Source organism: Geodermatophilus sp. URMC 60 (genome assembly GCF_053502585.1).
On the sequence record NZ_CP199958.1, the window covers coordinates 4,310,661 to 4,325,822 of the forward strand.

Below are 15,162 nucleotides of genomic sequence, written 5' to 3' on the forward strand. Positions count from 1 at the left end.
GCCCACCCTCGCAGGCCGGGGGTCATCCTGCAGGCAGCACCCCGCTCGCCACCTGGTCGAGCTCGGCCGGGTCGTCGTCCGGCACCACCGGCAGCCAGCGACCCCACCAGCGCAGCAGGTGCTCGAGCCGGGCCAGCCGGTGCCTGGGCCGCCCGCTCCGGCCGAGGTCCGAACCCTCGCCCGGGAACAGCAGCAGCTCCGCGGGGACGCCACGGCGCTTGAGCTCGGCGTAGAGCCGCATCCCCTGCTCGGGAGGGAAGCGCCGGTCGTCCGCGCCGTGCACCACCAGGGTCGGCGTGCTGGCCTCCGCGGACCGGCCCGGCGGATCGGCGCCGAGGTACTGGTCGACGAACCACCAGCCCACGTCGGAGGTGCCGACCAGCCCGGCCGGGTCGGTCAGTGCCCCGTCGACCACGGCCGCGGCGAACCGCGTCGTCCGCCCGGTGAGCACGGTCGCCAGCCAGCCGCCGTACCCGGTGCCCATGACCCCGACCCGCTCCGGGTCCAGCGCCGGGTCCTCCAGCACGGCGTCGAGGAACGCGGCGACGTCGTCGGCGTCGACCGTGCCGCCGGCCGCCCGCACCGCCCGGGCGTGCGCCTGCCCATAGCCCGGCGACCCCCGCGGGGCGCAGCGGACGACGGCGTACCCGGCCGACACCAGCACCTGGGTGTCCACCGACAGCGACCAGCGCTCCGGCCGCTGAAGCGGGTCGGACAGGCACAGCAGCACCGGGTGCGGACCGGGCCCCTCGGGCAGGGTCACCCAGCCGTGCACGGCGGCGCCGTCCGGAACGGTCGCGGTGCGCTCCAGCGAGCGGTGCAGCCGGCCGGTGGCGCCCAGCGCGCGGCCGAAGCCGGTGAGCAGCCGCCGCCGCCCCGGCGTGACGGCGATGAGCTCGCCCGCCGAGCGGTCGTGCCCGACCGTGGCGACGACGACCCCGTCGGCCGCGGCCAGCCCGTGCACGGTGAACGACCCGTCGACCAGCGCCTCCGACGGCCCGCCGTCCAGGGGGACGCGGACCAGCTCGACGGCGCCGCGCGTCCGCAGCCCGAGATAGGCCGCTCCCCCGGCCAGCACGGTCGCGGGCGTCGCGTCCCCCCGGTCGCCGGTGGCGGGTGCGAGCACCGGCTGGGGCGCGCCACCGGTGGCCCGCACGCGGCACAGCGTGGCGCCGCGGCCGACCACGTCCAGCCCGTCCCGGCCCAGCTCCAGCCGCGCGGTGAACCAGATCCAGTCGCCGGAGGGGTCGTAGGCCGGCCGTGCGCACCCCGCCCGGCCGTCGGTGACCCGGCGCAGCGTCCCGCCGGCAGCCGGGACGGCGTAGACGTCGCGCACCAGGTCGCGGTCGGCGCGCGCGTGCCGGGCGGAGACGAACGCCAGCTCGGCGCCGTCCGGGCTCCAGGTGACGTCGGCGTCGTCGGCCGGCCCGCCGGTCACCTGCCGGGGCCGCGGCGGCGTTCCGCCGTCCTCCGCGGCGGGCGGGAGGTCGAGGACGAAGACGTGGCTGTGCCGGTCGGTGACGACCCCGACGCCGTCGGCCTGCCAGCGCAGCGTGGTGACCAACCAGGGCGGCTGCGCGGCGCGGTCGGCGCCGGAGCGGTCGACCTCGGGGACGCGGGCGGTGTAGGCGAGCCGGCGGGAGTCCGGTGACCAGACCGGCCGGCCCGCGCCCAGCGGATGGCCGGTCAGTCGCTGCGGCGCGCCGCCGGCCGTGGGCAGCAGGTGCAGCTGCGGCGGCCCGCCCGGCCCGGCGCCCCGGTAGGCCAGCCAGCGGCCGTCCGGGGAGAACACCGGATCGGTGTCCCGTGGACCGGGCGTCAGCGGGCGGGCCGGCGCCGAACCGTCGGTGGGCACGGCCCACAGCCGGCTGCGCTCCGCGTCGTCCCCGAGATCGGGCCGGGCGACCGCGACGACGGCCATGCGCCCGTCCGGCGAGACCGTCGGGACACCCGGGGTGCGCAGCAGCGCGAGGTCGTCGGGGCGCACGGTCGCAGGGCCTCCCGGGCGCGGGGCTCAGCGGTGGCGCGTCTCCTCGTCGGGCTCCGCCGCGAGCCGCGACTCGGCCTTCGCCGCCGCCGCAGGCCCACCCGTGGCGACGGCCTCGGCGGTCTCCGGAGCGACGTCCGGAGCGCCCGGGCCCGACTCCTCGGCCGGCAGCTGGCCCCGGGTCTTCAGCAGGCTGGCGACCGTGGCGATCAGCAGGACGCCGAGGATGATCGACAGCGACAGCCAGATCGGGATCGTCGGGACGGCGTCCACGTGCTCGCCGCCGTTGATGAACGGCAGGTTGTTCTCGTGCAGGGCCTCGAGGATCAGCTTGACGCCGATGAAGGCGAGGATGACCGCCAGGCCCAGCGACAGGTAGACCAGCCGCTTGAGCAGGCCGCCGAGCAGGAAGTACAGCTGCCGCAGGCCCATCAGCGCGAAGACGTTCGCGGTGAAGACGATGAACGGCTCGCGGGTGAGGCCGAAGATCGCCGGGATGCTGTCCAGCGCGAAGAGCAGGTCCGTCGTCCCCAGGGCGAGGAAGACGATGACCATCGGCGTCCAGAGCTTCTTGCCGTTCTCCGTGACGCGGACCTTGGCGCCCTGGAAGTCCTCGGTCATCGGCAGGACCCGGCGCATCCGCCGGATGAAGGCGTTCTCCTCGTAGTCCTCGTCCTCGCCGCGGTGCCGGACGAGGTTGATCGCCGTGTACACGAGGAAGGCGCCGAAGATGTAGAAGACCCAGATGAACCGCTCGATCACCGCGGCCCCGAGCAGGATGAAGATGCCGCGGAGGACCAGGGCGATGATGATGCCGACCATCAGGGCCTCCTGCTGCAGGTGCCGGGGCACCCGGAAGCGGGCCATGATGATCACGAAGACGAAGAGGTTGTCCACCGAGAGCGAGTACTCGGTCAGCCAGCCGGCGTAGAACTCGGTCGCGTAGGTGCCGTTCGTGAAGGCCAGCAGCAGCAGCCCGAACAGCAAGGCCAGCGTCACGTAGAAGCTGACCCAGATGCTCGCCTCCTTGACGGAGGGCTCGTGCGGGCGGCGAGCGACGATGGCGAGGTCGGCGAGCAGCAGGACCGTGAGCCCCACGAACGTCGCGACCTCGAACCAGACGGGGAGTTCCATACGGCCATTTCCTCCGGGGACATGCAGGTGTCAGCACCGGAGGTCTCTCCCACCGCCGGCCCAGGGCCGGCGATCGGCAGCACCGGAGGCCATGGGACCTCGTGATGACGACACTGCCGCGGGGGGATACTCCCCTCCATCGAGCGGCCCCGGACCGGCGCAGCCGCCAGTGGCTGCGGCCTTCTGAAGCCGTGGCGCACACCGTACCTGCTCCCCGGTCGTCCCTCGACGCGACGTCCCGGTCCCGTCCGGCCGCGCCGGGGCGCCGTGGGCACCCTCTGAGCCGTCGGCCGGACCCCTGCACGAGGCGACCGACCCCGACCGGGACTCCCCGGTCCGGCGCGCCCGGCGGCCGTTGATCACGGTCGGACGACGACGCCGGGCCCGCCCTCGGGAGAGGACGGGCCCGGCGTCGTGGGTGGAGGCCGTCAGCCGCGGCGGCGGGTGGAGCCGCTCGACGCGTGCTCGGCGCCGGTCACCGGCGCGTCGTGCGGCGAGGGCGGCGCCTCATCGGGACGACGGGCGTGCGGGTCGCGGTCGCCGGCACCCTGCGCGACCAGACCCTCCCGGCCGGCGGCCGCGTCACCGGCGCCGGTGGGCGAGTGGATGCCGCGGGCCGCGTCACGCCGGTTCTTGGCCAGGCTCGCCACCGTCGTGACCACCAGGGTGGCCAGGATGACCGTCAGCGACAGCCAGGTCGGCACCTCGGGGATCACCGTGACGTGCTCACCGCCGTTGATGAACGGCAGCTCGTTCTCGTGCAGCGCGTGGATGAGCAGCTTCACGCCGATGAAGCCGAGGATCACGGCCAGGCCGTAGGACAGGTAGACCAGCCGGTCGAGCAGGCCGTCGATGAGGAAGAACAGCTGCCGCAGGCCCAGCAGCGCGAAGGCGTTGGCGGTGAAGACCAGGTAGGTCTCCTGGGTCAGCCCGAAGATCGCCGGGATCGAGTCGACGGCGAAGAGGATGTCCGCGCTGGCGATGGCGACCAGGGCGATGGCCAGCGGGGTGATGTGCCGCTTGCCCTTGATCCTGGTGACCATCCGGTCGGAGTGGTACTCGTCGGTGGTCGGGAAGACCTTGCGGGCCAGCCGCAGGGCGACGTTCTCCTTGAACTCCTCGTCGTGCGAGTGGCCGCCGCTCCTCGCCTGCGCCCACGCCGTCCAGATGAGGAAGCCGCCGAAGACGTAGAAGATCCAGCTGAACTGCTCGATGGCGGCGGCGCCGACGAAGATGAACAGCGTCCGCAGGACCAGGGCGAAGGCGATGCCGAACAGCAGCACCTTCTGCTGCAGCTCCCGAGGCACCGCGAAGCTGGCCATGATCAGGACGAACACGAACAGGTTGTCGACCGAAAGGCTCTTCTCGGTGATGTACCCGGCGAAGTACTCACCGGCGTACTGGCCGCCGGAGAACCACAGGACCAGCAGTCCGAAGACCACGGCGATGCCGATGTAGACCGCCGACCAGACGGCCGACTCACGCAGCGACGGCGCGTGCGGCGTGCGCACGTGACCGATGAAGTCGAAGACGAGCATCCCGACGATCGCGGCGATCGTCAGGGCCCACACCCAGAAGGGCACGTCCAAGGCAGATACCTCCGGTGACTCGGCGGCGCGCACGGCGCCGCTGTGTCTGACCCGAGGTCTCTCCCGCCGCCTCAGCCCTGAGGTGACCGGCGGTGCCGGGGGTCCATGGGGACCCCGTACTGACGACACCGCCGCGCGGGGATACTCCCCTCCACGGAACCGCCGACGCGGGCCCCTCCGCGGGGACCGCCATCGAGCGGGTCACTCCCCACGACGATACCGGGACGCACCGGGTTCCGCGGGGATGAGGAGACACCCATTCCGGTGTGACACCGGCTACGCCGTCCCACCTCGGCGTCCCGGCTCGCCCGGGGCCGGATGGCTCCTCCCTCAGGCGTGCGCGGCGTCGAGCTGGCGCAGCTCTTTCTTGAGCTCGGTCAGCTCGTCGCGGAGCCGGGCGGCCACCTCGAACTGCAACTCGCGGGCAGCGGCCAGCATCTGGTCGTTCATCTGCGTGATGAGGTCGGCCAGCTCGGCGCGCGGCAGCCCCTGGGTGTCGATACCGCCGGCCTTGCCCGCCTTCTTCTTGGACGAGAGCCCCGGCACCGGCGCCTTGCCGCGCGACTGCTGACGGCCCGAGCCGCCGATCAGCTCGGCGGACTCGGAGTCCTCGGCCTCGCGGTAGATGCCGTCGAGGATGTCGACGATCTTCTTCCGCAGGGGCTGGGGGTCCACTCCGCGTTCGGTGTTGTAGGCGATCTGCTTCTCGCGTCGCCGGTTGGTCTCCTCGATCGCCTGCGCCATCGACGGGGTGATCGTGTCGGCGTACATGTGCACCTGACCCGACACGTTGCGCGCCGCGCGGCCGATCGTCTGGATCAACGACTTGCCCGAACGCAGGAAGCCCTCCTTGTCGGCGTCGAGGATGGCGACGAGCGAGACCTCGGGCAGGTCCAGCCCCTCGCGCAGCAGGTTGATGCCCACGAGCACGTCGTACTCGCCCTGCCGCAGCTCCCGCAGCAGCTCGACCCGGCGCAGGGTGTCGACCTCCGAGTGCAGGTACCGCACCTTGATGCCGAGTTCGAGCAGGTAGTCGGTGAGGTCCTCGGCCATCTTCTTGGTCAGCGTGGTGACCAAGATCCGCTCGTCCTTCTCGGTCCGGATCCGGATCTCGTGGACCAGGTCGTCGATCTGGCCCTTGGTCGGCTTGACCACGACCTCGGGGTCTATCAGCCCGGTCGGGCGGATGACCTGCTCGACGACCTCCCCACCGGTACGGCCCAGCTCGTAGTCGCCCGGGGTGGCGGAGAGATAGACGCTCTGGCCGATGCGGTCGGTGAACTCCTCCCACTTCAGCGGCCGGTTGTCCATCGCCGACGGCAGGCGGAACCCGTGCTCCACGAGGGTCCGCTTGCGGCTCATGTCGCCCTCGTACATGCCGCCGATCTGCGGCACGGTCACGTGCGACTCGTCGATGACCAGCAGGAAGTCGTCGGGGAAGTAGTCGATGAGACAGGCGCCGGCACTACCGGGCGCGCGGCCGTCGATGTGCCGCGAGTAGTTCTCGATGCCGGAGCAGAAGCCGACCTGGCGCATCATCTCGATGTCGTAGGTCGTGCGCATGCGCAGCCGCTGCGCCTCCAGCAGCTTGCCCTGGCGCTCCAGCTCGGCCAGCCGCTGCTCGAGCTCGGCCTCGATGGAGGCGATCGCCCGCTCCATCCGCTCGGGGCCGGCGACGTAGTGGGTGGCCGGGAAGACGAAGAGCTCCTGCACCTCGCGCACGACCTCGCCGGTGAGCGGGTGCAGGTAGTACAGCCGCTCCACCTCGTCGCCGAACATCTCGATGCGGACGGCGAGCTCCTCGTAGACCGGGAAGACCTCGATCGTGTCGCCGCGCACCCGGAAGGTGCCGCGGGTGAACGAGAGGTCGTTGCGGGTGTACTGCTCGGTGACCAGCGTGCGCAGCAGCTCGTCGCGGTCGCGCTCCTCCCCCACGGAGATCTTCAGCGCCCGGTCGACGTACTCCTGAGGCGTGCCCAGGCCGTAGATGCAGGACACCGTCGCCACCACGACGACGTCCCGCCGGGTGAGCAGCGCCTGGGTGGCCGAGTGCCGCAGCCGCTCGACCTCCTCGTTGACGGAGGAGTCCTTCTCGATGTAGGTGTCGGTCTGCGGGACGTACGCCTCGGGCTGGTAGTAGTCGTAGTACGAGACGAAGTACTCGACGGCGTTGTCGGGCAGCAGCTCGCGGAACTCGTTGGCCAGCTGCGCGGCGAGCGTCTTGTTCGGCGCCATGACCAGCGTCGGGCGCTGCACCTGCTCGACGAGCCAGGCCGTCGTCGCCGACTTGCCGGTACCGGTGGCACCCAGCAGGACGACGTCCTTCTCCCCCGCGTTCACCTTCTCCGCCAGGGCCCTGATCGCCGCGGGCTGGTCGCCCGCGGGCTCGAACTCGCTGACGACGCGGAAGCGCCCCTGCGTGGGCCGGATGTCAGTGGTCGCGCGCACGAGGTCGACGGTACGACCAGCCGGTGACAGGACGACGTCGGTGAGCCGTGAGCGAACGGGAGGGACGGACGGTGCGGCGGGACTGGCGTCCGGTGCTTGCACGTGCTGGGGTCGCCGCCTAGCGTCCCCGGTCGCAGGAGCGGTCACCGCCGAGGACCAGTGCCACCCGGGGTTCTGCGCCCAGGACGAGGTCGGACCCGGCGTCGCTGCCCCGGCCGGACCTGCGCACGACGCCCCCCACGGAGACCTCCGCGGGGGGCGTCGTCGTCCCGCCGTCCCAACCCCGGTGGCGTGAGCGACGTCTCCCGGCTGTGACCTGGCGGAGGGTTGGACGGCGGCACGCCCGGGCACGAGGGGTCGGAAAGACCACGCGTACCGATCTCCCCGACGACACCGCGTCTCCCCGACGACACCGCGCGGCGGGGAGGCAACCGGCCCCCGGCGTCCCCGGGGGCGCCAGCACAGGAGGACCTCGTCCATGACCCAGGTGTGGCCTGGAACCGCCTACCCCCTCGGCGCGACCTACGACGGCACCGGCACCAACTTCGCGATCTTCAGCGAGGTGGCCGAGAAGGTCGAACTGTGCCTCTTCGACGACGACGGCACCGAGACCCGCGTCCGGCTCCCCGAGATGGACGGCTACGTCTGGCACGCCTTCCTCCCCGGGATCCAGCCCGGCCAGCGCTACGGCTACCGGGTGCACGGCCCCTACGACCCGTCCCAGGGGCTGCGCTGCAACCCCAACAAGCTGCTGCTGGACCCCTACGCGAAGGCGATCGACGGCCAGATCGACTGGGATCCGTCGGTCTTCGGCTACGACTTCGACAGCGGTGAGCGCAACGACGAGAACTCGGCGCCGCACATGCCGAAGTCCGTCGTCGTCAACCCGTACTTCGACTGGGGCGTCGACCGCCCGCCGAGGACGCCGTACCACAAGACCGTCATCTACGAGGCCCACGTGAAGGGCCTGACGATGACCCACCCCGACGTCCCGGAGGAGCTGCGCGGCACCTACGCCGGCATCGCCCACCCGGCGGTCATCTCCTACCTGCAGGACCTCGGCGTGACCGCCATCGAGCTCATGCCGGTGCACCAGTTCGTGCAGGACGACACCCTGCAGCAGAAGGGCCTGCGCAACTACTGGGGCTACAACACCATCGGCTTCTTCGCGCCGCACGACGAGTACGCGAGCAACACCAGCAACGGCATGCACGTGCAGGAGTTCAAGGGGATGGTCCGCACCCTGCACGAGGCGGGCATCGAGGTCATCCTCGACGTGGTCTACAACCACACCGCCGAGGGCAACCACCTCGGTCCAACGCTGTCGTTCAAGGGCATCGACAACCGGGCCTACTACCGGCTGGTCGAGGACGACCCGCAGTACTACATGGACTACACCGGCACCGGGAACTCGCTGAACGCCCGCACCCCGCAGGCGCTGCAGCTGATCATGGACTCGCTGCGGTACTGGGTCACCGAGATGCACGTCGACGGCTTCCGCTTCGACCTGGCCTCCACGCTGGCCCGCGAGCTGCACGCCGTCGACCGGCTGTCGGCCTTCTTCGACCTGGTGCACCAGGACCCGGTGGTGAGCCAGGTGAAGCTCATCGCCGAGCCGTGGGACGTCGGCGAGGGCGGCTACCAGGTCGGCAACTTCCCGGCCCTGTGGACCGAGTGGAACGGCAAGTACCGCGACACCGTCCGCGACTTCTGGCGCGGTGAGCCCTCGACCATCGGCGAGTTCGCCAGCCGGCTGACCGGCTCGGCCGACCTCTACCAGCACTCCGGCCGGCGTCCGGTGGCGAGCATCAACTTCGTCACCGCGCACGACGGGTTCACCCTCACCGACCTGGTCTCCTACAACGAGAAGCACAACGAGGCCAACGGCGAGGGCAACAACGACGGCGAGAGCCACAACCGCAGCTGGAACTGCGGGGTGGAGGGACCGACCGTCGACAAGAAGGTCCTCACGCTGCGTGCCCGGCAGCGGCGCAACTTCCTGGCCACGCTGATGCTCAGCCAGGGCGTGCCGATGCTGCTGCACGGCGACGAGCTCGGCCGCACCCAGCAGGGCAACAACAACGGCTACTGCCAGGACTCGCCGCTGACCTGGATCCACTGGGACGAGGTCGACGAGGGGCTGCTGGAGTTCACCAAGCTGGTGACCCGGCTCCGCCGCGAGCACCCGACGTTCCGCCGTCGCCGGTTCTTCCACGGCCGGCCGGTGCGCCGCGGCCAGGACGACCCGGTGCAGGACGTGGCCTGGCTGACGCCGGCCGGTGACCTCATGACCGAGGACGACTGGGACGCCGGCTTCGCCAAGTCGCTGGCCATGTACCTCAACGGCCACGGCATCCGGTCCACCGACGAACGCGGTGAGGACGTCGTCGACGACCACTTCTACCTGGCCTTCAACGCCTCGCACGAGACGATGGACTTCTGCCTCCCGTCGGAGGAGTACGCCGGCACGTGGACCGTCGTCCTCGACACCGCGGAGATGGACGAGGTGGAGCCGCGCGAGTTCAAGCCCGGCGAGACGCTGACGCTGCAGGACCGGTCCATGGTCGTGCTCAGCGCGCCGCGTCGGTCGTGAGCGAGCCGCTGAGCGAGGACCGCCGCCGGGACGTCCCCACGGGGACCTACCGGCTGCAGGTCACCGCCGACTTCACGCTGGACGACGCCGCGTCCCTGGCCGGCTACCTGGCCGACCTCGGGGTCAGCCACGCCTACGCCTCGCCGCTTCTGCGGTCGGCGTCGGGCAGCACGCACGGCTACGACACCGTGGACCACGCGCACATCGACGAGTCCCGCGGCGGGCGGGCCGGCTTCGACCGGCTGGTCGCGGCACTGCACGAGCGCGGCCTTGGCCTGGTGCTCGACCTGGTGCCCAACCACATGGGGGTCGCCGACCCGGCGGAGGCGCCCTGGTGGTGGGACGTGCTCCAGCACGGCCGGGACAGCGCGCACGCGGCCGCGTTCGACATCGACTGGGACTTCGGCGGCGGCCGGCTGCGCATCCCGGTGCTGGGGTCGGCGGACGACATCGAGAAGCTGGAGGTCGTCGACGGCGAGCTGCGGTACTACGACAACCGCTTCCCCATCGCGCCGGGCACCGGTGAGGGCACGCCGCAGGAGGTGCACGACCGGCAGCACTACGAGCTGGTCGACTGGCGGCGCGCCGACCGCGACCTGAACTACCGCCGGTTCTTCGCGATCAACACCCTCGCCGGGCTGCGCGCGGAGGACCCGGCGGTCTTCGAGGCGACGCACCGGCTCGTGCTGGACCTGGTCGCGGCCGGTGCGGTCGACGGGCTGCGGATCGACCACCCCGACGGCCTGGCCGACCCCAAGGGCTACCTCGACCGGCTGGCCGAGGCCTCCGGCGGCCGGTGGACCGTGGTGGAGAAGATCCTCGAGCCCGGTGAGGACCTGCCGGAGTCGTGGCGGACCGCCGGTACGACGGGCTACGACGCGCTGGCCGAGGTCGACGACGTGCTGGTGGACCCGGCCGGCGCGGCGGTGCTCAGCGCGCTGGACACCGAGCTCGTCGGCGCCCCGGTCGACTACGCCGAGCTGGTGCGGATGAGCAAGCGCGAGGTGACCGACGGGATCCTCGGCTCGGAGGTGGCCCGGCTGGTGCGGGTCATCGGTGAGCTGCCCGGCGTTCCTCGTGAGCAGCAGACCGAGGCGCTGGCCGAGCTGCTGGCCAGCTTCCCGGTCTACCGTTCCTACCTGCCCGACGGCCGCGAGCACCTCGACGGCACCGTGGCCGCCGTGCGGGAGCGCCGTCCCGACCTCGCCGCCGCACTCGACGCGCTGCACCCGGTGCTCTCCCAGGCCGGGACCGAGGCGGCCACCCGCTTCGAGCAGACCAGCGGGCCGGTCATGGCCAAGGGGGTGGAGGACAGCGCCTACTACCGGTGGGCGCGGTTCGTGGCCCTCAACGAGGTCGGCGGCGACCCGGCGCGGTTCGGCAGCACCGTCGCGGAGTTCCACGAGGCGCAGCAGCGCCGGGCGGAGCGCAAGCCGGAGTCGATGACCACGCTGTCGACCCACGACACCAAGCGCAGCGAGGACACCCGCGCCCGGCTGGCCGTGCTCGCCGAGCTGGGGGCCGAGTGGGCCGACCTGGTCCGCGACCTGCTGACCCGGCACCCGCTGCCCGACCGCCCGCTGGCGCACCTGGTGTGGCAGAACCTGGTGGGCGCGTGGCCGCTGTCGCGCGAGCGGGCGCACGGCTACGCGGAGAAGGCGGCCCGGGAGGCGGGCACGTCGACGACCTGGACCGACGTCGACGAGGAGTTCGAGTCGGCGCTCCACGCGATGGTCGACGCGGCCTACGACGACGAACGGACCGCCGCCGGGATCGAGCAGTTCGTCGCCCGCATCGCGCCCTTCGGCCGGTCGAACTCGCTGGCGCAGAAGCTGCTGCAGCTGACGATGCCCGGCGTCCCGGACGTCTACCAGGGCACCGAGCTGTGGGACCTCTCGCTGGTGGACCCGGACAACCGCCGTCCGGTCGACTACGAGCAGCGCCGCCGGCTGCTGGCCCGGCTCGACGCCGGCGAGGTGCCCGGGGTCGACGACACCGGCGCGGCCAAGCTGCTCGTCGTCTCCCGCGTGCTGCGGGCCCGCCGGGAGCACCCGGAGTGGTTCGGCGGGTACGAGCCGGTGGCGGCCAGCGGGGTCGCCGCCGACCACGTGGTCGCCTTCGACCGGGGCGGTGTGGTGCCCGTGGCGACCCGGCTGCCCGTGGGCCTGTCGATCGTCGGCTGGACCGACACGGCGCTGCAGCTGCCGACCGGGCCCTGGCGGGACCTGCTCACCGGCGGACGTTTCGTCTCCGACGCCGAGGGCCTGCCGGTGGGCGGACTGCTCGAGCGGCTACCGGTCGCCCTGCTGGTCCGGGACTGACGAAGGACCCCCCTGCCCCCCACGGCTCGCAGGCTCGCGGCGGGACCCTGCAGGGGGGCCGTTCCAGCACCCTCACCGAGCTCCGGAAGGGGCCGGCGGGGCCGAAATGGGATGCAGCTCACGTCCCCGCGGGTGCCCGCGCGCCCGCGGGGACGTGACCAGGCGGTCTGCCCGGTCCCGGTCCCGACGGCCTGCCACGTCACGCCCGTTGCCCCTGCGGCACGAGGTGAACCGCCGTGACCTGACCGTTACCTTGTCCCGGCACCCCCCATCCGGGACCGGGTGCCGGAGCCGATCCGCCGAACCCCGTCCGTCGGCCGCCGTACCTCCTGCACAGCCAGGACGGGGGTGGGGGACCCATCTCGGTGCCCGGCCGGTCCGGCCGGGCGCCTCGGGGTGAAGCCGTGTGCGCACGGCCGGGGCACCGATCGCTCCGAACCCGACAGCTCACCTCGCAGGCGGCGGATCGGGAGTCCCCCATGAGTTCGTCCTCGTCTTCCCGCACGCCCGCACGCGCCCTGCGCCGCGGCGCCGTGGTGCTCGGCGGCGCCGCCGCCGTCTCCCTCGGCGCCCTCGCCGCACCCGCCTCGGCGGCCGCCCCGAACGACTGGGACGCCGTCGCGCAGTGCGAGTCCAGCGGCAACTGGGCCATCAACACCGGCAACGGCTACTACGGCGGCCTGCAGTTCAGCCAGAGCACCTGGGCCGCGTACGGCGGCACCGAGTACGCCCCGCGCGCCGACCTGGCCACCAAGGCGCAGCAGATCGCCGTCGCCGAGCGCACGCTCGACGGGCAGGGCCCGGGGGCCTGGCCGACCTGCGGCAAGGGGCTGAACCCCTCGGCCCCCGAGGCCGGCGCGGCCCCGGTGGTCGCAGCCGTGGCCTCCGCGCCGGCCGCCGCCGGTGGGGGTACCTACACGGTGCAGGCCGGTGACACGCTCGGCCGCATCGCCGCGCAGCAGGGCGTCGCGGGTGGCTGGCAGGCGCTGTACGCCGCCAACGACGACCAGCTGAGCACCCCGCACCAGATCTCGGTCGGCCAGGTGCTGCAGCTGCCGTGAGGCGGACCGGCGGCCGGGGGGACTCCCCCGGCCGCCGGGCCCTCAGAAGCGGATGGCGTCGATGACCCTCGCCCGGACGGCGATGACCGCGGGCAGCAGCCCGGCCAGCGCGCCGACCGCGGTGGCCGCCACCAACCCCTCGACCGCCGCGGCGACCGGGAAGGCCGGGATCTCGGCCAGCGGGACGCCGCTGTTGAGCAGCTGCTCCAGCGGCAGGTTGCGCACCAGGACCACCGACAGGGCCACCGCGGCGAGCCCGGCGAGGAACGTGGCGCAGACGCTCTCCAGCATGATCGCCGAGAAGACGCGCGACGAGGTGGCGCCGAAGCTGCGCCGGACCCCGATCTCCCGGATCCGCTGGCGCACCGTCACCAGCCCGATGTTGAGCACACCCAGCCCGCCGAGGACCAGCACGACGACGCCGGCCCCGCGGATCGCCAGGCGGAGCATGCCGAGCGTCTCCTCCAGGCCCTGCGAGTCCTGCCGGTAGGCGTCGACCTGCACGCCACCCAGCGCCAGCCCGAGGTCGTTCATGACGACGGACATGACGTCGTCGGCCTGCTCCGCCGGCACCCAGAGCTCCAGCGTGGACGGGCCGAACGCCATCGCCGACGGGTCGGCCTCGCGCGGCGCGTCCCACGGACCGGCGGAGCGGTCCACCCGGTAGGCGAGCAGCTCGTCGGCGTACCCCTCGCGGACGACGCCGACCACCGCCGCACGCACGGGGGTCTCCCCGCCGATGACGACCGTCGGGCGGGAGGAGAGGTCCGGGACGCCGAGCGCGCCGAGGAACGCCTCGTTGACGACGACGGCCGGCGCCAGGCTGTCGCGGTCGCCCTCGCGCAGCCAGCGGCCCTCTACCGGCTCGATGCGGTGCAGCTGCCCGTACGACGGCGAGACGCGCTTGGTCTGCACGGCCTGGGTACCGCCGGGCAACCGGAAGCGGGTCTCCTCGTACCCGATCCTGGCCGTGGCGGTGATCCCGTACCGCTCGGTGAGGTCGGCCACGGCGGCGTCCCACTCCTGCGGGTCCGGCGGCATCCCGGTCTGCGGGTCGTACGCGGTGACCCCGATGGTCGCGGCGCGACCGCCCATCCGCTCCCCCTGTTCCTGCTGGACCTGGGCGACGAGCAGGCCGAGCGCGGTCACCGTCGTCATGGCGAAGACGGCGAGGAAGACGCCGACGAGGGAGAGCACCACGCGGGCCCTGTGCACCCGCACCTCGCTCCACGCCTCGGCGAGGGTGGCCAGCACGGGGATCACGGCAGCGCCTCCTCGAGCGGGGCGGCCGCGGGCGCGGGGACGACCGGCGCCGGCGCCGGGTCGACCAGCGGGGTCAGCCGGCCGGCGTCGAGCCGGTAGCGCCGGTCGGCCCGCCGGGCGACGCCGAGGTCGTGGGTGATGGTGACCAGGGCGGCGCCGCCCTCCGCGGTGGCCTCGGCCAGCAGCGCCATCACCTGGGCGCCGGTCTCGACGTCGAGGGCGCCGGTCGGCTCGTCGGCAAGCACCACCCGCGGCGAGCGCACCAGCGCCCGGGCAATCGCGACCCGCTGCTGCTCACCGCCCGAGAGCCGCTCGGGGACCGTGTCGGCACGGGCGCCCAGGCCTACGCGGTCGAGCAGCTCGCGCGCCGTCCGGTGCCGGCGCAGGTAGTCCCGGCCGCGGGCGTAGAGCAGCGGCGCGGCGACGTTCTCCTCCGCGGTGCGCCGGGGCAGCAGGTTGAACTGCTGGAAGACGAAGCCGAAGACCTCGCCGCGCAGCCGGGCGCGGCGGCGGGCTCGCAGCGCGTCGGTCGGCTCGCCGTCCAGGAGGTACTCCCCGGCCGTCGGGGTGTCGAGCAGGCCCAGGATGTTGAGCAGCGTCGACTTGCCCGACCCGGAGCGGCCGACGATCGCCACGTGCTCGCCCGCGGCCACCTCGAGGTCGACCCCGGTGAGGATCGGCAGCACGCCGCCGTCGGGCAGCGCGACCTCGCGGCTGATGCCGCTCAGCGCCAGCAGACTCACGCCGCCTCCTCCCCGGCACTCGT

At 72.9% G+C, this 15,162-nt stretch carries 9 protein-coding genes and 1 riboswitch; of the genes, 3 read left to right on the top strand and 6 right to left on the bottom strand.

Going from position 1 to position 15,162, the window contains the following annotated elements:
- Window positions 1-22: 22 nt before the first annotated feature.
- The 4 genes from ACWIX3_RS20320 to uvrB form a co-directional block, all read right to left on the bottom strand.
- A complete protein-coding gene (locus ACWIX3_RS20320; RefSeq protein ID WP_448609165.1) occupies window positions 23-1,987 on the bottom strand; it encodes a S9 family peptidase in 1,965 nt (654 codons plus the stop codon).
- A gap of 27 nt (window positions 1,988-2,014) precedes the next feature.
- Window positions 2,015-3,121 carry a TerC family protein gene (locus tag ACWIX3_RS20325; RefSeq protein ID WP_448609166.1) on the bottom strand — a complete coding sequence of 369 codons (1,107 nt, stop codon included), beginning with the start codon at window positions 3,119-3,121 and terminating at the stop codon, window positions 2,015-2,017.
- A 428-nt stretch (window positions 3,122-3,549) separates the two neighbouring features.
- Window positions 3,550-4,704 (bottom strand): TerC family protein, encoded by a 1,155-nt coding sequence (locus ACWIX3_RS20330; protein ID WP_448612488.1) that lies wholly within the window; start codon window positions 4,702-4,704, stop codon window positions 3,550-3,552.
- A gap of 336 nt (window positions 4,705-5,040) precedes the next feature.
- Complete coding sequence (uvrB, locus tag ACWIX3_RS20335) at window positions 5,041-7,158, bottom strand: excinuclease ABC subunit UvrB (RefSeq protein WP_448609167.1); 2,118 nt, start codon at window positions 7,156-7,158, stop codon at window positions 5,041-5,043.
- 478 nt (window positions 7,159-7,636) lie between these two features.
- Here uvrB and glgX point away from each other — a divergent pair, with 478 nt between their 5' ends.
- The 3 genes from glgX to ACWIX3_RS20350 all read left to right on the top strand — a co-directional run bounded on the left by glgX (window position 7,637) and on the right by ACWIX3_RS20350 (window position 13,133).
- Window positions 7,637-9,751, top strand: coding sequence for a glycogen debranching protein GlgX (glgX, locus tag ACWIX3_RS20340; RefSeq protein WP_448609168.1), 2,115 nt, complete (start codon window positions 7,637-7,639; stop codon window positions 9,749-9,751).
- A complete protein-coding gene (gene treY, locus ACWIX3_RS20345) occupies window positions 9,748-12,072 on the top strand; it encodes a malto-oligosyltrehalose synthase (RefSeq protein ID WP_448609169.1) in 2,325 nt (774 codons plus the stop codon). The genes glgX and treY overlap by 4 nt, the downstream gene beginning before the upstream one ends.
- A gap of 308 nt (window positions 12,073-12,380) precedes the next feature.
- A riboswitch (cyclic di-AMP (ydaO/yuaA leader) is annotated at window positions 12,381-12,548 on the top strand.
- Window positions 12,549-12,551: 3 nt separating this feature from the next.
- Window positions 12,552-13,133 (top strand): transglycosylase family protein, encoded by a 582-nt coding sequence (locus ACWIX3_RS20350; RefSeq protein ID WP_448609170.1) that lies wholly within the window; start codon window positions 12,552-12,554, stop codon window positions 13,131-13,133.
- Between the two features lie 42 nt (window positions 13,134-13,175).
- Here the strand turns inward: ACWIX3_RS20350 and ACWIX3_RS20355 are convergent, their stop codons facing one another.
- Window positions 13,176-14,396 (bottom strand): ABC transporter permease, encoded by a 1,221-nt coding sequence (locus ACWIX3_RS20355; RefSeq protein ID WP_448609171.1) that lies wholly within the window; start codon window positions 14,394-14,396, stop codon window positions 13,176-13,178.
- Window positions 14,393-15,139, bottom strand: coding sequence for an ABC transporter ATP-binding protein (locus tag ACWIX3_RS20360; protein WP_448609172.1), 747 nt, complete (start codon window positions 15,137-15,139; stop codon window positions 14,393-14,395). The genes ACWIX3_RS20355 and ACWIX3_RS20360 overlap by 4 nt, the downstream gene beginning before the upstream one ends.
- Window positions 15,140-15,162: the final 23 nt, after the last annotated feature.